17 protein-coding genes are annotated in these 24,113 nt (G+C 46.7%); 15 read left to right on the top strand and 2 right to left on the bottom strand.

The features are described from left to right. The first annotated feature begins 60 nt into the window (after positions 1-60). The 8 genes from DW025_RS10220 (at position 61) to DW025_RS10255 (ending at position 13,438) form a co-directional block, all read left to right on the top strand. Positions 61-2,178: a SpoIIE family protein phosphatase gene (locus tag DW025_RS10220; RefSeq protein WP_243104963.1), complete on the top strand. Its 2,118-nt coding sequence runs from the start codon at positions 61-63 to the stop codon at positions 2,176-2,178. 51 nt (positions 2,179-2,229) lie between these two features. Next, positions 2,230-3,690: a tRNA lysidine(34) synthetase TilS gene (gene tilS, locus DW025_RS10225; protein ID WP_119999801.1), complete on the top strand. Its 1,461-nt coding sequence runs from the start codon at positions 2,230-2,232 to the stop codon at positions 3,688-3,690. Next, positions 3,687-4,208 (top strand): hypoxanthine phosphoribosyltransferase, encoded by a 522-nt coding sequence (gene hpt / locus DW025_RS10230; protein WP_022216999.1) that lies wholly within the window; start codon positions 3,687-3,689, stop codon positions 4,206-4,208. The genes tilS and hpt overlap by 4 nt, the downstream gene beginning before the upstream one ends. A 23-nt stretch (positions 4,209-4,231) precedes the next feature. Beyond that, positions 4,232-6,274 carry an ATP-dependent zinc metalloprotease FtsH gene (ftsH, locus tag DW025_RS10235; RefSeq protein ID WP_119999803.1) on the top strand — a complete coding sequence of 681 codons (2,043 nt, stop codon included), beginning with the start codon at positions 4,232-4,234 and terminating at the stop codon, positions 6,272-6,274. An 83-nt stretch (positions 6,275-6,357) separates the two neighbouring features. Beyond that, on the top strand, positions 6,358-7,707 hold the full coding sequence (locus tag DW025_RS10240; protein WP_119999805.1) for an esterase/lipase family protein: 1,350 nt from the start codon (positions 6,358-6,360) through the stop codon (positions 7,705-7,707). 395 nt (positions 7,708-8,102) lie between these two features. Beyond that, complete coding sequence (locus tag DW025_RS10245) at positions 8,103-10,196, top strand: glycoside hydrolase family 13 protein (protein ID WP_119999806.1); 2,094 nt, start codon at positions 8,103-8,105, stop codon at positions 10,194-10,196. 339 nt (positions 10,197-10,535) lie between these two features. Continuing rightward, a complete protein-coding gene (locus tag DW025_RS10250; RefSeq protein ID WP_118649609.1) occupies positions 10,536-12,752 on the top strand; it encodes an RNA ligase in 2,217 nt (738 codons plus the stop codon). 134 nt (positions 12,753-12,886) lie between these two features. After that, positions 12,887-13,438 carry a metallophosphoesterase family protein gene (locus DW025_RS10255; protein ID WP_022216994.1) on the top strand — a complete coding sequence of 184 codons (552 nt, stop codon included), beginning with the start codon at positions 12,887-12,889 and terminating at the stop codon, positions 13,436-13,438. A gap of 365 nt (positions 13,439-13,803) precedes the next feature. Here DW025_RS10255 and DW025_RS10260 read toward each other — a convergent pair whose 3' ends face one another. Further along, the gene (locus DW025_RS10260; protein WP_117874422.1) at positions 13,804-14,436 is read right to left on the bottom strand and encodes a TetR/AcrR family transcriptional regulator; all 633 of its coding nucleotides are present in this window, start codon (positions 14,434-14,436) and stop codon (positions 13,804-13,806) included. 182 nt (positions 14,437-14,618) lie between these two features. Between DW025_RS10260 and DW025_RS10265 the strand changes: the two genes are divergently transcribed. The 5 genes from DW025_RS10265 to fabG all read left to right on the top strand — a co-directional run bounded on the left by DW025_RS10265 (position 14,619) and on the right by fabG (position 21,725). After that, a complete protein-coding gene (locus tag DW025_RS10265) occupies positions 14,619-16,736 on the top strand; it encodes an efflux RND transporter permease subunit (RefSeq protein WP_119999926.1) in 2,118 nt (705 codons plus the stop codon). A gap of 57 nt (positions 16,737-16,793) precedes the next feature. Continuing rightward, positions 16,794-19,148 (top strand): hypothetical protein, encoded by a 2,355-nt coding sequence (locus DW025_RS10270; RefSeq protein ID WP_119999808.1) that lies wholly within the window; start codon positions 16,794-16,796, stop codon positions 19,146-19,148. A 110-nt stretch (positions 19,149-19,258) separates the two neighbouring features. After that, on the top strand, positions 19,259-19,492 hold the full coding sequence (acpP, locus tag DW025_RS10275) for an acyl carrier protein (protein WP_022216990.1): 234 nt from the start codon (positions 19,259-19,261) through the stop codon (positions 19,490-19,492). A 576-nt stretch (positions 19,493-20,068) separates the two neighbouring features. Further along, entirely contained in the window at positions 20,069-20,992 is a 924-nt protein-coding gene (gene fabD / locus DW025_RS10280; protein ID WP_015534623.1) for an ACP S-malonyltransferase, read from the top strand. Beyond that, complete coding sequence (fabG, locus tag DW025_RS10285) at positions 20,985-21,725, top strand: 3-oxoacyl-[acyl-carrier-protein] reductase (RefSeq protein ID WP_119999810.1); 741 nt, start codon at positions 20,985-20,987, stop codon at positions 21,723-21,725. The genes fabD and fabG overlap by 8 nt, the downstream gene beginning before the upstream one ends. Positions 21,726-21,827: 102 nt before the next feature. On the opposite strand, the gene DW025_RS10290 is transcribed toward fabG, so the two are convergent. After that, positions 21,828-22,121, bottom strand: coding sequence for a helix-turn-helix domain-containing protein (locus tag DW025_RS10290; RefSeq protein WP_015534624.1), 294 nt, complete (start codon positions 22,119-22,121; stop codon positions 21,828-21,830). A 322-nt stretch (positions 22,122-22,443) separates the two neighbouring features. Here DW025_RS10290 and DW025_RS10295 point away from each other — a divergent pair, with 322 nt between their 5' ends. Further along, entirely contained in the window at positions 22,444-22,779 is a 336-nt protein-coding gene (locus tag DW025_RS10295; RefSeq protein ID WP_022216987.1) for a cupin domain-containing protein, read from the top strand. A 20-nt stretch (positions 22,780-22,799) separates the two neighbouring features. After that, positions 22,800-24,050: a glycoside hydrolase family 3 protein gene (locus tag DW025_RS10300; RefSeq protein WP_119999812.1), complete on the top strand. Its 1,251-nt coding sequence runs from the start codon at positions 22,800-22,802 to the stop codon at positions 24,048-24,050. Positions 24,051-24,113 lie beyond the last annotated feature (63 nt).

Genomic DNA, 24,113 nt, shown 5'->3' on the forward strand with positions numbered 1-24,113 from the left:
TTTTGCGCATTTGACGGATATACTTCTTGTCACTATGAACAGGAAGGCGGGAAAGTGTTGATGAGAGAAAAGGTAAATGGGTTCGTCGGAGTGATGGCGGTGGCTATTCTGTGTATGGTCAGCGGCTTATGCATGGTCTGGGGGATAGCCCCGGTGGTTCTGGCTGTGTATGTGGCGGCCTGTGCGGTGTGTGGGAGATACATGATAACCTGCATCGGGTGTGCGGCGGGAGTCGCAGCCGGATCTATGGGCATAGCAGGGCTGTTGCACGCAGATGAGTATATGATACCGGGGCCTGTGTATTCCGGTGTGATGGTGACGGAGAAATATCTGGTGCTGCTGGGACTTGCGATGTGTCTTATGAAGATCGTGTACTCCAGAAATTCCAGATCGTATGTCAGGGTGATCGTCGTCATGTCGGCTGCCGTGCTTATGGGAAACATAGTGGTATATGCGGATAACATGCTTATGGCTGCCGCTTATGGAGTGGTGGAGGCTGCGATATTCATGTGTGCCAGTGTGATACTGAAACCGGGGATTGGACTTCTATATACATATATCTGCGGGGATGCCTCGGATGTGGAGAGGGATGAGAGCTGGAATGTAAGTCAGGGCATAGTGAGCCTCATGGCGCTGGCGGCGGTCGTTCTGTGGGTTGTTCCGGGTGAGGATATCTACGGTGTGAATCCGGCATTTATGCTGGCTCTAGTTCTGATATTGTACGCGGTGTATAGAACTGGAGCGGTGTACGGATGCGGAATGGCGGCGGTGGCGGGAAGCATCGTGTCGGTCAAGCTGAATGACAGCAGGTGGCTCATGTGGATGCTCCTTGTGACGCTGGTCATGCTCATAGGCCGGGCACTCACTGGGAGAAGAAAGGTGTCTGCAAGTCTGTTCTATGTTCTGGGATGCGTTCTTGCCTCCGTGGCGGATGGGACAGTGCTGTGGAACGGCTCTGGGCGGGAGATCGCATTTTACTATATAAATATCGCCGTTCCGGTCGTATTGTTCGCGTGTATACCTGGTGCTCTGCTGGGCGCCATGGACGAGGAGACAGATCCGGCGTGTCTTCAGGCGGCCGCTGCGGAGATTAACAGACTCACGGCCTGCAAGATAGAAGATATGGCAAATGTGTTTAGACGGCTCGATTATACATTTGCCGGGAGCGATGAGCCGGCGATAAGCTTGGGACAGATCGGCGAGCTCGTGGATGGCTTCAGGAGACAGATAGATCTGATAGGTGAGGCGAGGGAGATATCCGATGAAAAGCTGCTGGGGCAGATAAGATCGCTGGGGATGGACGAGGTCAGGGTCACGGCATCCATGGACAGTGGCAACAGGAGCCGATACTATGTGGCGGGAAAAACGTCAGGTCAGGGCATGGTGCTGTCAAGACAGGTGGCTGATGTACTGAGTGGGTACTTCAGGAAGAATATAAGGGCGGGCATGGATTCGCCGAGCCTTTTCTTCGATGAGTATAGATCTGCCGTGTACGAGGAGGCGGCGCGTTACAAGGGGCGTTACCATGTCAGAAGGATAAAGAAATATGGCTCTCCGGTGTCGGGGGATAATTTCTCGGTGAAGGAGTATGAGGATGGCAGGCTGGTGATGATGCTGTCTGACGGCATGGGAAGCGGAAGCCTGGCCTCCTGCGAGAGCTGCATGATGCTGGACACAATGGAGGAGCTGCTGGAGGCGGGATTTAACCCGGAGTACAGCATTGCATTTGCCAATCGATGTATGTCCAGAAGAAATAAGGGCAGAATATTCACGACATTTGATATGGTGGTCATAGACATGTACGACGGCACCATGAGGAGCTTCAAGCAGGGGGCGTCGGTGACCTATGTGATACGCCCGGGCGATGATGGAAATGAGGTCCGCCAGATAACGAGCACTACTCTTCCCGTGGGCGTGCTGGACGATGCCGAGTGCGACATGGCGGATGAGAAACTTGCGGCGGGGGATGCCGTGGTCATGGTAAGCGATGGGCTCTCGGATATGGATGTGTCCGATCACATGCAGGATGTGCTCAAGGGAATAAGAGTGGGTGACAGCAGACGGATGGTCGATGATATACTGGGCGCCATGATAGGACAGGGGGATGTGTCGCTTCGGGATGACGTGACGGTCATGGCGGCGGTGATATCAGGATCTGAGAAAAGTAGCGCAGCCTGAGTAACTCTATGCTATAATATGAAATTATGATATTTACAGAAGGATAAATGTATGGATGTATTTGAAAAAAATGTTCTTGAGTATATAAGAAAATACCACATGTTTGATGGTATAAGTCACTGCGTGTGCGGTGTGTCCGGCGGCGCGGATTCGGTGAGCCTGCTCACGGTGCTGGCAAGGCACAGGGCGGAGCTGGGAATAGATATACACGTTGTACACATAAATCACATGATACGCGGTGAGGCTGCGGATGGTGACCAGAGCTACGTTGAGACTTTGTGTGGTGAATATGGTGTCACATGCGACTCTTACAGGATCGATGTCAGGAAGCTTGCGGAGCAGGCCGGACAGACCGTGGAGGAGGCCGGACGCCATGCAAGATATGATGCATTTGACAGGATGCGTGCCAGATATGCGGATGAGGGCTGTGTGATCGCAGTCGCCCACAACCGCAACGATGTGGCTGAGACGGTTCTGTTCAACATGGCGAGGGGAACCGGAATGGGCGGCATAAAGGGTATAGCCCCGGTGAGGGATCACATAGTGAGACCGCTTCTTGGGAGCGACAGGAGCCACATAGAGGAATATCTTGACCGGCAGGGGATCAGATACTGTACGGATGCCACCAACAATGAGGATGATTACACCAGGAACAAGATAAGACACAGGATACTTCCTCTTATGAATGAGATAAATGGACAGGCCACGGAGCACATTTGCCAGATGGCCATGATGGCGGCTGATTACGAGCGGCTTGCTGCCGGACTGGTTGATGATTTCCTGACGGGACAGGGAATTGATGTCAGAAGTGAAGGCTGTGGCTGGACCGGAGACAGCACTGACCGGAGATATGAGCTGGACATGGCGGCTCTCAAGGAGCAGGACAGGCTCGTGCAGGAGCTTGTCATAAGAAAGCTCATCGGAATGGTGTGCGGAGGCCTGAAGGATATCGGCATGAGCCATGTGTCGGAGGTTACGAAGCTGTACTCGGCTGACACCGGGGCGGGGATCAATCTTCCTGCCGGTGCGAGGGTGTGGCTGGAGTACGGCAGACTGGTATTTGCCGGCGGTGAGAACCGCTCCGGTGACCAGAGCTGTCAGGATGGCGGGCTGCCGGGCTGCGTGGACATAGACATCACCTGTGATGGTGAGTATGAGCTGTGTGAGGGAAGGCTTACGGTCAGGATCTACGATAGACCTGAAGCCCTTGATCTTGCAAAAAAAGAGTGTACGAAGTTTCTTGATTATGGTAAAATAAAACAGTGTCTGCAGTTGCGGACATTTGAAAACGGGGATTATATAGTCGTTAATTCTGCGGGCTCGAGAAAGAAGCTCAACCGTCTGTATACTGACTGTAAGATACCGGTGGACAAGCGGCGTCATATTCCACTTGTGACATCCGGGCAGGAGGTCGTGTGGGCCGTGGGACTTAGGATTGGCGAGAATTATAAAGTGACAGAAGATACACAAAAGATAATTGAGTTGAATTTTAACAGGAGGAAACAGAGTTGAAAGAACAGATTGGTGTTATGCTCAGCAGCAGTGAGGTGGAAAACAGAATAAGCGAGATGGCAGCAGCCATAGATAAGGCATATGAGGGAAAGACGATACATTTGATCGGAATCCTTAAGGGAAGCGTGTTCTTCATGTGTGAGCTTGCGAAGAGAATGAAGAGTCCGGTCACCATGGACTTCATGTCTGTGAGCAGCTATGGCGATGGAACAAAGTCATCAGGTATTGTCAAGCTGAACAAGGACCTTGATGAGTCTATAGAGGGAAAGGATGTAATCATCGTGGAGGACATTCTTGATTCGGGAAGAACCCTTTCATACCTTGTGAAGCTTCTCGGCGAGAGAAAGCCTGCAAGCCTTGAGGTTGTGACCCTGCTTGACAAGCCGGACAGAAGAGTTATCCCGGTTGAGCTGTATATGACAGGTTTTGAGATCCCTGACAGATTTGTTGTGGGATACGGCCTTGACTGTGCCCAGAAGTACAGAAACCTTCCATATATAGGTGTCATAGAGCAGTAATATATTGATTAAGGAGCATATACATGGAAAATATGGATAAGAGAAAATTCAGGAATGGAATGATAATCTATCTGTTGATCCTGATAGTTGCTTTCATCCTCATAAACAGATGGATGCAGAGCGACAAGATTGAAGTGACCACCACTTACAGTTACACAGATCTGACAGAGGATTTGGATGATGGCAAGATATTGGCATTGTCGATACAGCCAAATGCAGAGATTCCTACGGCGATAGTTCAGGTGCAGTTCACCAACGGAAAGACTCTTGCATTTTATTCCACAGATGTCAATGATGTCGTGAAGATTTATAACGACTATCAGGCAAGTGTGGACAAGTATAATGCGACCGTAAGCTCGGATGACGATAAGAAGGTCGTTGCCAGATGCAGCCTGAACGATGTGGAGAAGACGAGCATATGGAGTGTGATAATTCCGTATGCCCTTGTCATGATCGTCATGTTCTTTGTCATGCTGCTGTTCGTGAGATCATCACAGGGCGGTGGAGGCCAGATGATGAACTTTGGCAAGAGCAGGGCGAAAATGACAGAGCCTGATGAGAAAGAGAAGGAAGATAAGAAAAATAATAAGAAGAAAATAACATTTGACGATGTTGCCGGTCTCAGTGAGGAGAAAGAGGATCTCGAAGAGATAGTGTGCTTCCTCAAGAACCCAGGCAGATTCATCAAGGTCGGTGCACGTATACCGAAGGGAGTTCTTCTTGTCGGCCCTCCTGGAACAGGTAAGACACTCATGGCAAAGGCCATAGCAGGAGAGGCGGGGGTTCCGTTCTTCAGTATTTCAGGATCAGACTTCGTGGAGATGTTCGTCGGTGTCGGTGCAGCGAGAGTGAGAGATCTTTTTGCACAGGCAAAGAAGAATGCACCATGTATCGTATTTATAGATGAGATCGATGCCGTTGCCAGACAGAGAGGTACAGGACTTGGCGGTGGACATGACGAGCGTGAGCAGACTCTGAACCAGCTCCTTGTAGAGATGGATGGATTCGGAGCGAATGAGGGAATCATAGTTCTTGCAGCTACCAACCGTGTGGACATACTGGATAAAGCGATCCTCCGTCCGGGACGTTTTGACAGAAAGATATCTGTCAATCCTCCTGATATCAAGGGCAGAGAGGAAATCCTCAAGCTTCATGTTGCGAACAAGCCTCTGGCAGAAGATGTTGATCTCAACGAGATCTCCAGAACAACAGCCGGATTTTCGGGAGCTGATCTTGAGAACCTGATGAATGAGGCTGCGATCTCTGCTGCGAAGGCCGGCAGGGAATATATCAATAAGGAAGATGTCGACAAATCATATATCAAGGTTGGAGTCGGTGGTGAGAAGAGAAGCCATGTGGTCTCCGAGGAAGATCGTAAAATCACGGCATATCACGAGTCGGGACATGCGATACTGTTCCATCTCCTTCCATATGTTGGCCCGGTGCATATTGTGTCTATCATACCTACAGGTACCGGAGCCGGAGGATATACCATGCCGCTTCCACAGGGTGATCAGGAATATCTTACTAAAGCGCATTTGCTCAACGAGATAAAAGTTAGCATGGGCGGAAGAATTGCAGAGAAGATCATATTTGGCAATTTTACCACGGGCGCTTCACAGGATATCAAGATGGCCAGCGGTTATGCAAGATCCATGGTTACGAAGTATGGAATGTCCGAAAATCTTGGATTTATCAACTATGAGAGCGATGATCAGGAGGAGGTATTCCTCGGGAAAAATCTTGGACATACCAAGCCATACAGCGAAAAGATAGCCGCCGTCATAGATGAGGAGGTTAAGCGGATCGTTGACGAGTGTTACAGGGAGGCTTATGAGATTCTGGAGCAGAATGTGGATGTTCTTCACAAGTCTGCAAAGCTTCTTCTTGAGAAGGAGAGAATAACAGGAGCTGAGTTTGAAGCACTGTTCGATAGAGACGATGCTAAGGATGCAGATGCAGATGTTCAGAGCAACGGTGCAGAGCAGAGTACAGCAGAGAATGTAAATGTAGCAGATAATGCTGTTGCAGAGCAGAAAGCTGAGACTCAGACAGACAAACAGTAATATATAAAGACAATACAGATGCCCGCAGTTTTCTTGCGGGCATTTGGCTTATGTTGGATATATGACGGAAGGGAGAACAAAGGATGAAGATAATAAAGAGAGGGATAAATGCGGTGATACCGTTCCTGCTGGCAAATGTATATCTGCTGACAAGATGTCCGGAGTGGAATATACCACTCATGCCGCTTATAGTTGTGGTGTTCATAGCAGTATATGTACTGCTGACCGCGATGCCGCTTCTCGGTCTGAAGAATATACAGTCTAAGGGTATCAGAAGGTGTCAGAGGGGATGCGAGAATCTGTATTCTTTCCTGGCGGCAACGGTCATGTCTGTGGCTGTGCTGATACTAATGTTGGTGCATGTGATAGATGCCAGGGCATGGACGTGGAAGAACTGGGTTCTGTACATACTCACGGCGGTGGCTGTACTGGCGGTCACATTCTGGGTTGGAATAATAAGAATATATGTGTCATCCAGGCAGCTCGGTATCAAATGGAGAGTGATCGGTATACTGTGCGGTTGGATTCCGGTGGTACATCTGATAGTCCTTGGCAAGCTGATAAGTCTGGCATCCGGTGAGGCGGCCTTGGAGAACGAGAAGCTGATACGGGATAAGGCGAGACAGGCGGACCGGGTCTGCGCCACCAGATATCCTATACTCATGGTGCACGGAGTGTTCTTCAGGGATTTCAGGTATCTGAATTACTGGGGCAGGATCCCTGCGGCGCTTGAGGCAAATGGAGCTACCATATTCTACGGAAACCATCAGTCCGCCGCATCTGTGGCAGACTCCGGACGGGAGATAGCTGACAGGATACAGCAGATATTGAAGGAAACAGGATGCGGAAAGGTGAATATCATAGCCCATTCCAAGGGAGGCCTTGACAGCAGATATGCCATATCGAAGCTCGGCATGGCCCCTTATGTAGCATCACTCACAACGATTAACACTCCGCACAGGGGATGCGAATTTGCGGATTATCTTCTGGGCAAGATACCGGAGAAACAGCAGCAGACCGTGGCAAATGCCTACAATTCTGCACTCAAGAAGCTGGGTGACACAAACCCGGACTTCATAGCTGCGGTGACGGATCTCACGGCATCAGCGTGTGAAAACCTGAACAGAGAGCTCCCTGATCCGCAGGGGGTATACATACAGAGCACGGGTTCATGTATGAAGAAGCCTTCCGGCGGACGCTTCCCGCTCAACACCACCAACGCATTTGTAAAGCATTTTGATGGTGAGAATGATGGACTTGTCGGATATGAATCCTTCAAATGGGGCTCCAACTTCATATATCTGAAGCCTCAGGGCAAGCGCGGAATCTCCCACGGAGACGTGATAGACCTGAACAGGGAAAATATAGATGCATTTGATGTGAGGGAATTTTATGTGGAGCTTGTGAGTGACCTGAAGAGACGCGGTTTTTAGAAAATGCCCGGTGTTTTGTCTAATGTGAACAATAAAAAGTAAAAATCAGGTAATATTCAGGAAATGTATTGTGATATTGCACAATGACATTTGCCAAATAAAAAAATGTTTGGGCAGACTTTTGACGGAATTTGTATATAATAATACTTGTAACCCCCAATACATTATATAGTTTTGGCTACACCCCATAAAAGTAACAAAATACCTTCTCCAAAAGAGACAGTCGTTCGGTGACTGTCTCTTTTACTTTTGGTTAAAACAGAAATTGGGCAGGATGGTCTGATATGAGGCGATTCCTGCTGTATATTTGCAGCTAATATATGTTTTATCTTGTTGCCTAATCTCCCGAAAAGTATTAATATAAAAAAGAGTATGTGCAAGGGAGATTTTATTGTATGGTGGAAAAGAAGACCAATGGGCAGAAGATACATGATTATGTATATAATGTAAAGCCCATACTAAATAAAGGCGGACTGTTTGCGGACGGAAGCAAATATTATGTCAGCCCACAGGAGCCGGATGTGGATCAGGATGTGAATGTCAGATTCAGGACTACAGCCGATAATGTGGATGAAGTGTTCCTTATATATAATGAAGAAAAGATACAGATGACAAAGGAGAGTTCCAACAGAATATTTGACTTTTATACGGCAACGATACCTAGAGGTCTGCCATTCATAAGATATCATTTTGAGATACATTCGGGAAGGGTCACATGCTTTTATGACAAGCTGGGACCTACGAAGCAGAACGACAGAGAGTACGACTTTGAGATATGTCCGGGATTCAAGGTACCGGAGTGGGCAAAGGGTGCGGTATTTTATCAGATATTTGTGGACAGGTTCTGCAACGGGGATACTTCCAATGATGTGCTGGATAATGAGTACGCATATATAGGTACCGGTTCAGTTCAGGTAAAGGACTGGAATCAGAGGCCGAGCACCATGGATGTGGGACGTTTCTATGGCGGAGATCTCCAGGGTGTCAAGGATAAGCTTGATTATCTGCAGGATCTGGGAGTGGATGTAATATATCTGAACCCTATATTCGTATCACCATCCAACCATAAGTATGATATACAGGATTATGATTATGTCGATCCTCATTTTGGAGGGATCGTTGACGATGAGGGTGACTGCCTTCCGGGCGGATGCCTTGAGAACAAGCAGTCGTCGAGATATATCAACAGAGTTACAAATAAAAAGAATCTTGAGGCTAGCAATCAGCTCTTTGCCGAGCTGGTTGAGGAGATACACAAGCGTGGCATGAAGGTCATCCTGGATGGCGTGTTCAACCACTGTGGTTCATTCAACAAATGGATGGACAGGGAGTGTATATACGAGAATCAGGAGGGCTACGAGAAGGGTGCGTTTGTATCGAAGGATAGCCCTTACAACACTTTCTTCAAGTTTTACAATGACAATGCATGGCCGTACAATACAACATATGATGGCTGGTGGGGACATGACACTCTTCCAAAGCTCAACTATGAGGACTCGCCGAAGCTGGTTGAGTACATTATGAAGATAGCAAGGAAATGGGTGTCACCTCCGTATAATGCAGATGGATGGCGACTTGACGTGGCGGCGGATCTGGGACATTCCCCTGAGTACAATCACCAGTTCTGGCGTGAGTTCAGGAGAAATGTAAAGGAGGCCAACCCCAATGCCATCATTCTGGCGGAGCACTATGGTGATCCTAAGAGCTGGCTGAAGGGAGATCAGTGGGATACTGTCATGAACTACGATGCGTTCATGGAGCCTATCACATGGTTCCTCTGCGGTGTTGAGAAGCACAGCGACGAGTTCCGCGGTGACCTTCTGGGTAATTATGACGCGTTCAAGGGCGCGATGAACTATCACATGTCCAGATTCCTGAGACCATCGATAGACGTGTCCATGAATGAGCTGTCAAACCACGACCATTCCAGATTCCTCACGAGAACCAACAGAAAGGTCGGACGACTTCACACCATGGGAGCGGATGCCGCCGATCAGGGCGTGGACAAGGGTATATTCAGACAGGCTGTCGTATTCCAGATGACATGGCCGGGCGCTCCTACCATATACTATGGCGATGAGGCCGGTGTGTGCGGATGGACAGATCCAGACAACAGAAGAACTTACCCGTGGGGCCACGAGGACAAGGAGCTTATACAGTTCCACAAGGATATGATAAGAATACACAAGTCCTACGAGGCACTTAAGTCAGGTTCTGTATTATATCTCCACGGCGGACACAAGATACTCTGCTATGGAAGATTTACAGACAACAAGCAGGTGGTCGTCATCATGAACACCAACTATGAGGACGTGGATCTAAAGCTTCATATCCGTCAGATCGGAGTGTACAACCATTCGATCCTCAGAAGAGTCATGCTGACAAATGAAGAGGGCTATACACTGGAGCCACAGGATTTCATGGTGGAGCACAACGTACTCACGATCAAGGCTCCAAAGATGAGTGCGATGGTGCTTGTTCGTGCCTGATGGCCGGAAGACAAAGATATACAAGACAAAGATATATGACATAAAAATATAAAAAAGTTCCTTTGGACGAATGATTTTATTGAAAGAATCATTTGCCGGGGAGCTTTTTTATTTGCAAGAGTAATGCTTGCACAGAAAATGGATTGAAAATGGAATTGCTTGCCCGTGTTATCGTCTAAATCTGCGGCGAGCCGAATTCTATGTTTGTCCATGACTTTGTAACGATCCAAGAAACACAATTCAGAAAACAGATAGATTAAACTACAGGTTGGGTGAAAAATATAGGGAGATAGGGTATATTGGACAAAATAGTATTGTAAAGAAGGAGGCAGATAGAATATGAGAGTATTGCTTTTGCTTAGGGGATCTGCCGGTTGTGGCAAATCTACATGGATCGAGCAGAATGGATTAAAACCATACACACTTTCAGCGGACGACATCAGACTGCTTTGTCAGAGTCCGGTGCTGCAGGTGGATGGTACGAGAGGAATCAGTCAGAACAATGATGGTACGGTGTGGAAGACATTGTTCAGCCTCCTTGAGATCCGCATGCAGAAGGGCGAATTTACGGTGATAGATGCCACGAATTCCAAGACTTCGGAGATGAACAGATATAAGAATATGTGTGAGACGTACAGATACAGAATGTATTGTGTAGATTTTACAGATATACCTATAGAAGAGGTGAAGAGAAGAAATGCCGGGAGGGAGGAGTTCAAGAGGGTATCAGATGACGTTATTGACAAGATGTACTCCCGCTTTGCCACACAAAAGATCCCTTCGGGAATCACGGTCATAAAGCCGGACGAGCTTGACAGCATCTGGATGAAGAAGAGGGATTTCTCCCAGTATAAGAGGATCCATCACATCGGGGACGTTCACGGATGCTATACAGCGCTGATGAAGTATCTGGATGACAATGGCGGTATAAAGGATGATGAGTTCTATATATTTACAGGTGATTATATCGACAGAGGCGTGGAGAATGCGGAGGTTGTAAATTTCCTGATATCTATCATGGACAGGAAGAATGTTCTCATGCTTGAGGGCAATCACGAGAGATGGCTGTGGCTGTGGGCAAATGACTGCACCGGCAGGTCGAAGGAGTTTGAGCTTGTGACAAGACCAATCCTCGATGCTTCCGGAATCGACAAGAAGGAGGTGCGGAAGCTTTACAGAAGGTTTGGACAGTGTGCTTACTATAGCTACGGTGATAATGTATATCTGGTGACCCATGCGGGACTCAGTGTGATTCCCGACAATCTCACATTTGTGGCAACTGATCAGATGATACATGGAGTCGGAGCTTACAATGATTTCGAGAAGATCGCAGAGACATTCTACGGGAAGATGCCGGCGAATTACTATCAGATCCATGGACACAGGAACACCAAGCTGCTCCCGGTGCGGGTGAATGACAGAGTGTTCAACCTTGAGGGCAGAGTCGAGTATGGCGGGGAACTCAGATGCGTTCGGGTGGATGCTGATGGAATCCATGAGGTGGAGATCCACAATGATGTGTTCAAGGCACCTGAGATACAGGAGGAACAGACCGTTACCACAAGCTCTGTTGCAGATGTGATCATCTCCTTGCGGGGGAACAGGTACATACAGGAGAAGACATTTGGCAATATTTCGTCATTCAACTTCACGAGCAAGGCATTCAATGACAGGGTGTGGGATGAGCAGACCACAAGAGCAAGGGGCTTGTACATTGACACATTCAAGGGAAGAGTCGCAGCGAGGGCGTATGACAAGTTCTTTAATATCAATGAGCGCCCTGAGACAAAGTTTGATATGCTGCAGAATAAGCTGCAGTTTCCGGTGACTGCCTATGTCAAGGAGAACGGTTTCCTGGGACTCGTGAGCTACGATGAGTACAACGACGATCTGTTGATAGCGAGCAAATCCACCATAGAGGGACCATTCGCCGGCTGGCTGAAGGATATGATATATGAGAAGGTGACACCGGAGAATATAGAGAATATGAAGCGGTTTGCGAAGGACAATAATGTGACATTTGTATTTGAGTGTGTTGATATGAAGCATGATCCTCACATCATAGAGTACCCGGAGAGCAATCTGTATCTGCTTGATATAGTTTACAACCAGATAAACTATGCAAAGTACGATTACGATGCGATGTGTGATACAGCCCACCGGTTCGGCCTGACACCAAAGAAGAAGGCTTGCGAGCTTGCAACCTGGCAGGAGTTCTATGACTGGTATTATGATATCCTTGAGGATGATTACGAGTATAACGGCAGAGTCATAGAGGGGTTTGTCATCGAGGACAGCGACGGATATATGACAAAGCTCAAGCTTGCATACTACAATTTCTGGAAGTTTATGAGGACAATATCCCATGAGGCTATCAGAAACGGATATATCAAGAAGACATCGGCACTCACCACCCCTCTTGCAAATGAGTACTATGCGTGGGTGAGAAAGCTTCACGATACAGAGGATCCCGCAAATGTTCCGAGGGATATATGCACGCTTAGAAGATGGTTTTATAATGACATGAAGCAGGCGGAAGGCGATAGCCTGATATAGGTGATCATAAGAGATAACACGGTGAATGTTTGACGGGTTATGTTATATCATGGCAGCAGCCAGACATAGAAAATTATCCAGGCTGCTGCATATATTTACATGGTACGCTGAGTAGGAATGAGAGGTGATATTGTATGATATTTTATACGTCAGATCTTCATTTTGGACATGCAAATGCTATAAAATTTGATGAGAGACCATTTACAGATGTGGATGATATGGCTGATGGAATGATACATAACTGGAACAGCAGGGTAGGAAAGAATGATACAGTGTATATTCTCGGGGATTTCTGCTTTAAATTGAAAGATCCGGAGCCGATCCTTGCAAGACTTAAAGGACACAAGCGCCTCATCCTTGGCAATCACGATCAGGTAATAATGGGAAGTGAGAAGCTGCAGTCCTACTTCGACGATATACAGAAGATGGACTATGTGAGCGACAGAGGTAAGCTGATAGTTATGTGTCACTTTCCGATAGCTGAGTGGAATAAGAAGAAAAGCGGGGCATACCATTTCTATGGACATATCCACAAGAGCAGTCCTGAAGTGTACAGATTCATGACCGGCCAGGGACGTGCTTACAATGTAGGCTGCATGATCAACAACTACATGCCGTGCACCGCTGACGAGATCATCCGAAATAACGAGATATATCAAGCCAGATTACAGTCAGAGGCTAAATGATAAGAGGTATAAGGACGTATGTATATGTAACTGGCAACCTGTATTTTCAAGTTTTGTAATTCCACATGCTTCCAATAACTGCCGGAAGTAAAATCAGAATGCATCATGTAGCGAAAACATAGAAGTAAACGGAAAAGAAGGAATAAGGAGGAATTGTATAATTATGAAAATATTAAATGACATATAGTGTAATTTAATGCTATAAAAAACCAGCCCATAGGTGTTAACGAAAAAGTAGATTACCTCCGGGAAAGCATAATAAAAAGCCTACACCACCGTGTAGGCTTTTTGCGCTTTCCCGGATGGGCACAATCCCTCGTCAGCACCTATGGGCGTCCGTCTCAGCACCCATGGGCGTCCGGCAGTTAATTCTTGGGAGGCAGCGTAATGTAATTTCGATCCACCGCCTGGAACAGCTTCGGCCGGAAATTCTCCTTGGTAAGTTCGAATATTGAGTGTGACACCAGGAAGTAATAAGCCTCCACAGCCTGATCCACGTTGATACTCGTGATCTCCGGGCTGTTCAGGTATCCCTTGATGGCAACGGTGAGACCCATTACCAGATACTTACATATAATAAGAGGAGACAGCATAGGATTGTCAGGAATCTGATCCGTGTCAAATATCTTCAGGTGTTCCTTGAAGAAACTGGTGAACTGTTCGATCATGACCTGCTCAAAGCTGTTCTGCCCGGTTGTCTCAAAAAGCTTTCTGTAAAGCTTCGCTTCATTAATAATGTGTGTGAAGAGATATTTTATGGCCTCAAGGATCATGTTGTGCTCAAGCAGTACTTCCAGTTCCTTGGTCACCTCATTGTAGAGCATGTAATCCATCAGCTCATATTTGTCTTTAAAATATCTGTAGAATATCGGTCTTGATATTCCGACGTCTTCAGCGATCATCGTGACAGTGATCTTATCAAAGGAATATTCGTTTACAAGCTTTTTGAAGCTTTTGATGATTTTATCTTCAGTCTTTTCCTCGCTTGGATTAGGCACTTTCCCAAACCTCCCTCAGTTTATAATTTGTTTATAATCAATTTTGAATATGTGTTCAAACGTTTGTTACAGATTAGCATATTTGTAACAAAATGTAAACGTTTTCGTATTTTGGGTAGTTTATTTAAGAAATATCAGGTTGTATAATCCACCACAGAATAGAAAAAGGAGATGTTATGGCTATGTTAAAACTAGGAGAAAAGATAGTAAGTGCGAGGGTCGTAATACTGATTCTCAGCTTAGTTCTTCTCATACCAGCGGCATACGGTTATATCAAGACCAGGGTAAACTACGATATTCTGTCATATCTTCCGAAGGATATCGAGACCATGGAAGGTCAGGATATACTGGTTGACCAGTTCGGTACAGGAGCCTTCTCACTGTATGTGGTAGAGGGGATGGAAGACAAAGATGTATCCGCACTGAAATCAAAGATTGAAAAAGTAGACCATGTATCAAAGGTTATATGGTATGACAGCTTTGCAGACCTGTCAGTCCCAAAGGATATGCTTCCTGAAAGCCTTTATGATGCATTTAACAATGACGAAAAGAATGCCACAATGATGGCCATCATATTTGATGATACCACATCGGCGGACGGCACAATGGATGCCATCGAGGAGATAAGAAGTATATCAAACAAGCAGTGCTTCCTGTCCGGTATGTCAGCGGTTGTCGTCGATACCAAGAAGCTGTCAGAGAAGGAGACCCCGATATACGTACTTATAGCGGTTATCCTGAGTAGTATCATCCTGGCGATCACAATGGACTCTATCATGATCCCGGTACTCTTCCTTACAAGTATAGGAATGGCAATCGTGTACAACCTTGGATCAAATATCTTCATGGGTCAGGTATCATACATAACAAAGGCGCTGGCTGCGGTACTTCAGCTCGGAGTTACAATGGATTACTCCATATTCCTGTGGCACAGCTACAAGGCACAGCAGAAGGAATACACGGATAAGAAAGAGGCTATGGCACACGCCATCGCAGAGACAATATCATCAGTTGTGGGAAGTTCCATAACAACAGTTGCCGGATTCGTTGCACTGTGCTTCATGAGCTTTACCCTCGGACTTGACCTTGGTATCGTCATGGCAAAGGGTGTCGTACTCGGAGTTATCGCATGTGTAACGATACTTCCATCACTCATCCTTGTATTTGACAAGGCGATAGAGAAGACAACACACAGAATAATACTTCCAGAGTTCAAGGGAGTAGGAAAATTCATAGCTAAGCACTACAAAGTATTCCTTGTATTGTTCGTGATCATCCTGATCCCTGCAATATACGGATACAATCATACAAAGGTTTATTACAAGCTGGATTCATCACTTCCAGACAGCCTGGAGAGTGTTCAGGCCAACACAGAGCTGGCTGAGGCATTCAACATGAATTCAACACATATGATACTTGTCACAAATGATCAGAGTGATAAGGACACAAGAAACATGATGTCAGATATCGAGAACATCGATGGAGTTAAGTTCTGTCTCGGACTTGACAGCATCATTGGAGCAGGTATTCCAACCGACTTCATACCTTCAGATGTCACAGAGGCGCTCAAGAGCGATGACTGGCAGCTGATACTCGTCGGATCAGAGTACGAGGTTGCTTCAGATGAGGTTAACAATCAGTGTACAGAGATCGATAATACCATCGATTCATACAACGAGAAGAACATGCTGGTTGGTGAGGCTCCTTGTACAAAGGATCTTATCACTATAACAGATAAGGATTTCGCATCTGTAAGTACAGTATCCATCGGAGCGATATTCATCATCATCCTCTGTGTATTCGGTTCAATATCACTGCCAATCGTACTTGTGGCAGTCATAGAGTTTGCGATATTCATCAACATGGGTATCCCTTGCTTCACCGGAACAGAGATACCGTTCATAGCTTCAATAGTTATCGGTACTATCCAGCTCGGCGCGACGGTTGATTACGCCATACTGATGACAACGAAGTACAAGAGAAACAGACTGAACGGATACAGAAAGTTTGACGCCGTGGCAACAGCATGCCAGGAGTCAGTACAGTCCATAGTTGTCAGCGCACTTTCATTCTTCGCTGCAACATTTGGCGTAGGTCTTTACTCAGATATAGATATGATCAGCGCGCTGTGTACACTTATGGCTCGTGGAGCACTCATAAGTATGTGTGCAGTTATCCTGATGCTTCCATCAGCACTGATGCTCTTCGATAAGGTCATCATGTTCAGATACAGGAAGAACCTGATGGATGGACCATCAGCTAAGGTTAGCGATGAGGACACTGTAGCCACTCAGGTATAGCAGTTATAAACAGATGTAACTACGGAACTTTTGTAATCTATGAAAAGAGGTAATAATATGATCAAATGGAAGAAATATATATGCGTTGCATTATCAGCAGTTATGATGGCATCACTGGCAACAGGATGCGGAGATACAAATGACAGCTCATCCTCAGACAAGGCCGAGGCTACAACCGAGAGCGAGTCAGACACACTTCAGGATGCACTTACATCTGAGATATCCAAGGATGGCGCATCTGACGCAGACAAGGAAGAGACAGTATATGTCCTTGCCGATGCAAATGGAAATGCAAATGACGTTACAGTCAGCACATGGCTGAAGAACTCAGACGGTGCAGAGGGACTCAACGACAAGACAAACCTCACAGACATCCAGAACGTGAAGGGCTATGAGGAATACAAGGACAACGGCGATGGCACTATAACATGGGCTGCAAATGGATCAGATATCTACTATCAGGGCAAGTCAAATGAGGAGCTTCCTGTTGACGTAAAGGTAACATACAAGCTGGACGGCGAGGAGATAGAGCCTTCAGAGCTTGCAGGCAAGAGCGGTAAGGTCACCATCAGATTTGATTATACCAACAACACCAAGAAGACAGTCACAGTGGACAGCAAGAATACAGAGGTCATCTCACCATTTGTAATGCTCTCAGGAATGATCCTTCCTGTAGATAAGTTCTCAAACGTTCAGGTTGAGAATGGTAAGGTCATCTCAGAGGGAAGCAACCAGATCGTAGTCGGATATGCAGTTCCTGGATTCAAGCAGTGCTTACAGGATGGTATAAATGACAGCAAGATAGAGACAGCACTTGATAACATAGATGTACCTGATTATGTTGAGGTTACAGCGGATGTCACAGACTTCGAGCTCTCAATGACCATGACGGTTGCAGCAAGTGACCTTCTTGGATCAAGCGCAGAGGATGCCATAGACGAGGTTGAGGACAAGGCAGATGTGAGCTCACTCACAGACAGCGTAGGTCAGCTCGGTGATTCTGCAGATCAGCTCGAGGAGGGTTCAGGAAAGATCACAAATGGTCTGGAGACTCTGAAGGATGGTACTTACTCACTGAAGAAGGGCGCTGACACACTGGCAGACGGTGCAGCTTCACTTGAGACTTACACAAGCCAGCTTGCAGCAGGTACTTCACAGATATCAACAGCCATGGGAACTCTGGACGATGGAATCAAGTCTATAAAGGATGGTTCATCAGCTCTCAACGATGGTGCAAAGACACTGGCAACAGGAGCAAAGACAGTCGATACAAGCGTTGGCACACTCAAGAGCGGAGCTGACAAGCTGAACAGTGGTGCAAAGGAACTTCAGGCAGGCTTTGAGGGAACGGACAGCAATCCTGGACTTTCCAAGGGCGCAAGCTCACTGGCATCAGGAGCAAGCAATGCATATGCAGGTTCACAGGCACTTGCAAAGGGCGCTACAGAGCTCAATAATGGTGTGAACACATTGATCACCATGCTGACAGGAATGCCATCACAGATCGTAAGCCAGGCTCAGTCAAATGTATACAGCCAGCTCGGCGGTTCCATAACAAGCGAGGCCGGAATAGATGCGGCTATGTCACAGCTTGAAGGAGCACTTGCATTAGGTAAGACTACTCTGGATGCGGCAAAGGGCGATGGAACATACGATGCATATTTTGCACAGTACACAGGCCTTGCAAAGGCAAAGGGTGCTCTCAATGCGATCGATCAGATAGGAACGACCCTCACAGCTACTTTGACTTCAGAGGAGACAACAGCACAGATAACAGCATTACAGCAGGGTGCTGAGACACTGGATACCAAGATGGGCGAGTTGTCAACAGGACTCAAGACCATCAGTGACGGTGCTTCAAGCATTTCAACAGGAATCGATTCCGCATATGCAGGTGTCAAGGCAATCGCAAAGGGAACCGGAGATCTCTCAAGTGGTGCAGCAGCACTCAAGAAGGGTACAAAGACTCTCAGCGATGGAGCAGCTACAATATCAACAAATATGAACACACTGTATCAGGGAAGCTTAACACTGGCAAATGGAAGCAGCCAGTTAAAGACAGCGGCAGGAACTCTTGATTCAAGTGCAGGCCAGATCGCAGCAGGAGCAAAGACCCTCAGTGATGGAGCATCACAGCTTGACAGCGGAAGCAAGACTCTGGATGACGGAGCAAAGGAGCTTGTAACAGGTTCAAAGACTCTCAGCGATGGAATGAAGCAGTTCAACGAAGAGGGTATCAAGAAGATCACAAAGCTGTTTGCAGGAAACTATCAGGCAGACATAGATTATATAGAGGCACTCTTCTCAGATGACACAACCTACACAACTTTCACAGGTACAATTGACGGAACAAAGAGCACAGTTAAGTTCATATATGAGACAGGTGCGATCAAGTCTGACGCTGAAAAATAAGCGAAAAAACAATGAAAATCTTCGTGTTGACTTTACTGTAGCCTTAGGTTATAGTATAAGCGTCCGTGAGGATAATGGTAACATTTACTATAGTTTAGGAGGATTAGAACATGTTTGATAAGGTTAAGGCAATATTCGAGGAGCAGTTAGGAGTTTCACAGGACGAGATGAAGCTTGACACAAACTTCAAGGATGATCTTGGTGTTGATTCACTTGATCTTTACGAGATCGTTATGAAGCTTGAGGATGAGTTCGATGTTGAGATCCCTGCTGAGGAGCTCGATGACGTAGCTACATTTGAGGACGTACTTAACTACCTTAAGAGCAAGGGTGTTGAGGAGTAATATTGCTAACTGAACAGATTGGACTGTTTTGAATACATTTGTTATTCAAAGTTGTCATGTATCGGACATGACATAACTTTGGTAGCCAGCCAGGACATGAGTCCTGACTGACCATCCAAGGTTATATATATTATATGAGAGTTTATTTACAGCAGATGCTTTGAGCCGTGGGGCTTGATGGCATGTGCTTTTTTTGTGCGTTAATACACCGCCAAGCGACACCGGCATCTCCGAGCTTGCTCGGTAGATGTCGGTGTCATTTGGCGGTTAAGCGGTACATGAAACATCGAAGGCCGGCAGGCCGGAGTGTGAATGTACTGCGTCAGGTTGCGGGAGCACGAAGTGCGGAGCAACCTGGGGTATTAACGCACATAGTATTCGTGAGCCGTGCGACACAATCATCTCCGAGCTTGCTCGGTAGATGATTGCGTCATTAAACGCACATGCGGCATCTTGACCTTGCGATTTTGCGAGGCATGGCATATAATAGCAAATGACTTGTGATTTCAAAAGCCTGCATAGTGGCAGGATAGATATAAATATAGAAAATAAAGGTTAAAAGAAAGGAAAAAAGAAATGGGTAAGACAGCAGTTATATTCCCAGGTCAGGGCGCACAGTATGTGGGCATGGCAAAGGATTTTTATGACAGTTTTGAGGACAGCAAGAAGGTATTTGACGAGGCAGATGACGTTCTGGATATAGAGCTTAAGAAGATCTGTTTCGAGGAGAACGATGACATCAACAAGACAGAGTACACACAGCCGGCCATGGTTGCTGCAGAGGTTGCCATATATGAGCACCTGAAGAACGCAGGTCTCAAGGCTGATGTTTTTGCAGGACTCTCACTCGGTGAGTACAGCGCACTTGTTGCAGCAGGAGCCATGACTCTCGCTGACGGCATCAAGACAGTTAGAAGAAGAGGTATCCTCATGCAGAACGAAGTACCTCTCGGAATGGGCGGAATGGCAGCAGTCATAGCAATGGACGCTGACAAGATTGCCGAGATATGTGAGAACACACCTGGCAAGGTACAGATAGCAAACTACAACTGTCCTGGACAGATCGTTATATCAGGTGAGGCAGAGGCTGTTAAGGCAGCATCAGCAGCACTTGCAGAGGCTGGAGCCAAGAGAGTTATCCCACTTAACGTAAGTGGTCCTTTCCACTCACAGATGCTTGTTCCAGCAGGAGAGAAGCTTTATGACTTCCTTCAGGGCGTGGATGTTGCAGAGGGATTTGCCCCTTACTACTGCAATGCAGACGCAGAGGAGATCACAGACGCAGCCAAGGTAAAAGAGCTTCTGAAGAGACAGGTGTACTCATCAGTAAGATGGCAGCAGACAATAGAGAACATGATAGCTGACGGTGTTGACACATTTATCGAGGTCGGCCCGGGCAAGACTCTCACAGGCTTCATGAAGAAGATCAACAGAGAGGTAAAGAGTATAAATATTGCAACTGTAGACGATTTAGCGAAATTGGAGGAACTGAATGCTTAAGGACAAGGTAGCAGTGGTAACAGGTGCCGGAAGAGGTATCGGACGTGAGATAGCAAGGACATTTGCCGGATACGGCGCAAAGGTAGTAGTAAACTTCAACGGCTCAGAGGAGCGCGCAAACAGCCTGGTTGAGGAGGTCAAGGCAGCAGGCGGAGAGGCAGTTGCATTCAAGGCAAATGTTGCAGATTTCGCTGAGGCTGAGGCACTCATGAAGTTCGCAGTTGCTACATATGGAAGAATAGATATTCTCGTGAACAATGCGGGAATCACAAGAGACAATCTTGTACTTGGAATGAAGGAGGCTGATTTCGACGATGTTATCAATATCAACCTCAAGGGTACATTCAACTGTATCAAGCATGTGTACAGAACCATGATGAAGCAGAAGTACGGACGTATCATCAACATGTCATCCGTAGTAGGTATAGAGGGAAATGCAGGACAGGTGAACTACGCAGCATCCAAGGCTGGTGTTATAGGTATCACCAAGTCTATAGCCAAGGAGCTCGGAAGCCGTGGAATCACAGCGAACGCCATCGCTCCCGGATTCATCAAGACAGACATGACAGATGCACTCTCAGACAAGGCAAAGGAGGCTATGCTTGACCATATCACAGTCAAGAGACTTGGTGAAGTATCAGACATCGCTGAGACAGCAGCATTCCTTGCTTCAGATAAGGCATCATACATAACAGGTCAGGTCATCAAGGTTGACGGTGGCATGAGCCTGTAGGATATACAGATCACGATCTGGAATAATACAAATAGAAAACAGGGTATCGCAACAATGTTGTGATACCCTGTATCTGTAATATGAACATTATAAAGTTATGTTTTATTTCTTGTTCAGTTTGGAGAATTCCTTTGCAAGCCCAAGAAGCTGTGCGTGCTGATGTTCTGTCAACTGGGTTGTATCAATATACTTGGCACTTGAATCATCCCCTTTGAGAAGATAATCAGTGGAGCAGTTGAAATATTCAGCGATGCGGAGAATCATGCTCACAGACGGGTCGATGGAATTGTTCTCCCAATTGCTTATAGTCTGGAATGCCACTGATAACTCCCCTGCAAGCTCTTTCTGTGTCATCTTGTTCGCGGTGCGCAGTGTTCTTAATTGTTCACCTATCATAATAATCAGAGCTCCTTTAAATCCAAAAAAACGTAGTGACCCTCACTAATTAATAATAGCTGAATGGTATTGGGTTTACAAAAGATAAAACTATACTTATAATAGAAAAATGGCTTTTTTTGTCATATTTTGGGCATTTGTTATTGATCAGATGTACTCTGATAGTAATGTGTGCATGCCAGGTTGTTTTGATTCGTACAAATGTCATAATAAATCATTACAACAATTCTAGTACGTTGATTTTTCAACATACTAGAATACTAAAAAGTGGAATAATACTATAAGCGAACAATATATCAGAATATATCAGGAGGTAACGAACATGGGAATCATGAAGAATATCGCACAGTCAGAGGTACTTAAGCTCAAGGATCAGGTGGCATATCAGGAGGGACAGGTCGTAAGTAAGACACTTGCCCAGAATGTATGCATGAGTATAACCTTATTTGCATTTGACAAGGATGAGGAGATCAGCACACACGAGTCTGACGGAGATGCATTTGTGACATGCCTTGACGGTGTGGGCGAGGTGACAATAGACGGTGTCAAGTATGAACTCCACGAGGGCGAGTCAATAGTAATGCCTGCAAAGCATCCACATGCCGTATACGGCAAGGAGCAGTTCAAGATGCTTCTGGTGGTTGTGTTCCAGTTGTAATTGAATCACGGAGAAAACCAATGAAAAAAGCAATTGTGTTATTGATCGTAATGGTGTGTCTGGCAGCCGGAATATGGGGAATCTTCATGCTGAGAGGCAGCGCGGGGAAAGCCGGGGACCACGTAGAAAATGACAATGGAAATACAGGCGTAGCTGCTGATGTCACGGAGAGCGGAACTACGACAGAAGAGCAGACCGCGGATAGCCAGGAAACGACGGAGGTGACCGAGGAGGAGAAGCCGAGTCTGGTGGATGATACACTTGCTGGGATGACGCTTCATGAAAAGGTCTGTCAGATGATGTTTGTGACTCCGGAGGAGCTCACGGGAGAGGACGGCGTGACAGTGGCAGGGGATGCGACCAGACAGGCTCTGGAGAATTATCCTGTTGGCGGTATCGTGTACTTTGCGAAGAACCTTGAGAGTCAGGATCAGGTGAAGGAGATGATCGACAACTCCCAGAAGTACAGCAGTATAGGATTATTTGTGGCGACCGACGAGGAGGGCGGCGTGGTAAACCGCCTGATGGATACTGTCGGAACCACATATATAGGCTCCATGTACTATTACAAGGACGACGGAGACGAAACGGCATATGAGAACGCATACACCATAGCAAATGATATGTCGGCGCTTGGCTTCAATCTCGACTTTGCGCCGGTGGCGGACGTGTGGTCGAACCCAGACAATACGGTTATCGGCGAGCGCGCATACAGTGATGACTACGCTCAGGCGGCAGAGCTCGTTGGAAATGCAGTGAAGGGCTTCAACGACGGAGGAGTCATGTGCACCCTGAAGCATTTCCCGGGGCATGGAGACACGGCGGAGGACTCACATTATAGCAGTGCCTATGTGCATAGAACAAAGGAAGAGATTATGGCGGATGAGATGCAGCCGTTCAGGTCGGGTATAGAGGCGGGGGCAGAATTTGTCATGGTCGGACATCTGATCGTCCCGGATATAGACGAGGTTCCAGCCACTCTCTCATACAAGATAGCGACCGGTATTCTCAGGGATGAACTGAAGTTTGAAGGAGTTGCCATAACCGATTCATTTGAGATGGAATCCATAGCGGATAACTACAGTGTGGATGATGCGGTAGTGATGTCGGTAAAAGCCGGAATGGATATGATACTGCAGCCGAAGGATATGGCGTCGGCGGTGAATTCCATAGAACAGGCAGTGGCGGACGGCGAGCTGTCAGAGGACAGGATAGACGAGAGCGTCCGAAGGATACTCACCCTGAAGGAGAGCCGCGGACTGCTCAAATAGCAAACTATGTAGTAATCAAAACTATTTAACCTTGTTATATATATTACATTGTGGTAAAATTAT

The organism is Coprococcus sp. AF38-1 (genome assembly GCF_003603945.1).
Classification (GTDB): domain Bacteria; phylum Bacillota; class Clostridia; order Lachnospirales; family Lachnospiraceae; genus Coprococcus; species Coprococcus aceti.

What these genes read in the sequence shown, in the direction of transcription:
- DW025_RS10220 (WP_243104963.1), top strand. Translation starts at nt 61, where the DNA reads ATGAGAGAAAAGGTAAATGGGTTCGTCGGAGTGATGGCGGTGGCTATT.
- tilS (WP_119999801.1), top strand. Translation starts at nt 2,230, where the DNA reads ATGGATGTATTTGAAAAAAATGTTCTTGAGTATATAAGAAAATACCAC.
- ftsH (WP_119999803.1), top strand. Translation starts at nt 4,232, where the DNA reads ATGGAAAATATGGATAAGAGAAAATTCAGGAATGGAATGATAATCTAT.
- DW025_RS10240 (WP_119999805.1), top strand. Translation starts at nt 6,358, where the DNA reads ATGAAGATAATAAAGAGAGGGATAAATGCGGTGATACCGTTCCTGCTG.
- DW025_RS10245 (WP_119999806.1), top strand. Translation starts at nt 8,103, where the DNA reads ATGGTGGAAAAGAAGACCAATGGGCAGAAGATACATGATTATGTATAT.
- DW025_RS10250 (WP_118649609.1), top strand. Translation starts at nt 10,536, where the DNA reads ATGAGAGTATTGCTTTTGCTTAGGGGATCTGCCGGTTGTGGCAAATCT.
- DW025_RS10255 (WP_022216994.1), top strand. Translation starts at nt 12,887, where the DNA reads ATGATATTTTATACGTCAGATCTTCATTTTGGACATGCAAATGCTATA.
- DW025_RS10265 (WP_119999926.1), top strand. Translation starts at nt 14,619, where the DNA reads ATGTTAAAACTAGGAGAAAAGATAGTAAGTGCGAGGGTCGTAATACTG.
- DW025_RS10270 (WP_119999808.1), top strand. Translation starts at nt 16,794, where the DNA reads ATGATCAAATGGAAGAAATATATATGCGTTGCATTATCAGCAGTTATG.
- acpP (WP_022216990.1), top strand. Translation starts at nt 19,259, where the DNA reads ATGTTTGATAAGGTTAAGGCAATATTCGAGGAGCAGTTAGGAGTTTCA.
- fabD (WP_015534623.1), top strand. Translation starts at nt 20,069, where the DNA reads ATGGGTAAGACAGCAGTTATATTCCCAGGTCAGGGCGCACAGTATGTG.
- fabG (WP_119999810.1), top strand. Translation starts at nt 20,985, where the DNA reads ATGCTTAAGGACAAGGTAGCAGTGGTAACAGGTGCCGGAAGAGGTATC.
- DW025_RS10290 (WP_015534624.1), bottom strand. Translation starts at nt 22,121, where the DNA reads ATGATAGGTGAACAATTAAGAACACTGCGCACCGCGAACAAGATGACA.
- DW025_RS10295 (WP_022216987.1), top strand. Translation starts at nt 22,444, where the DNA reads ATGGGAATCATGAAGAATATCGCACAGTCAGAGGTACTTAAGCTCAAG.
- DW025_RS10300 (WP_119999812.1), top strand. Translation starts at nt 22,800, where the DNA reads ATGAAAAAAGCAATTGTGTTATTGATCGTAATGGTGTGTCTGGCAGCC.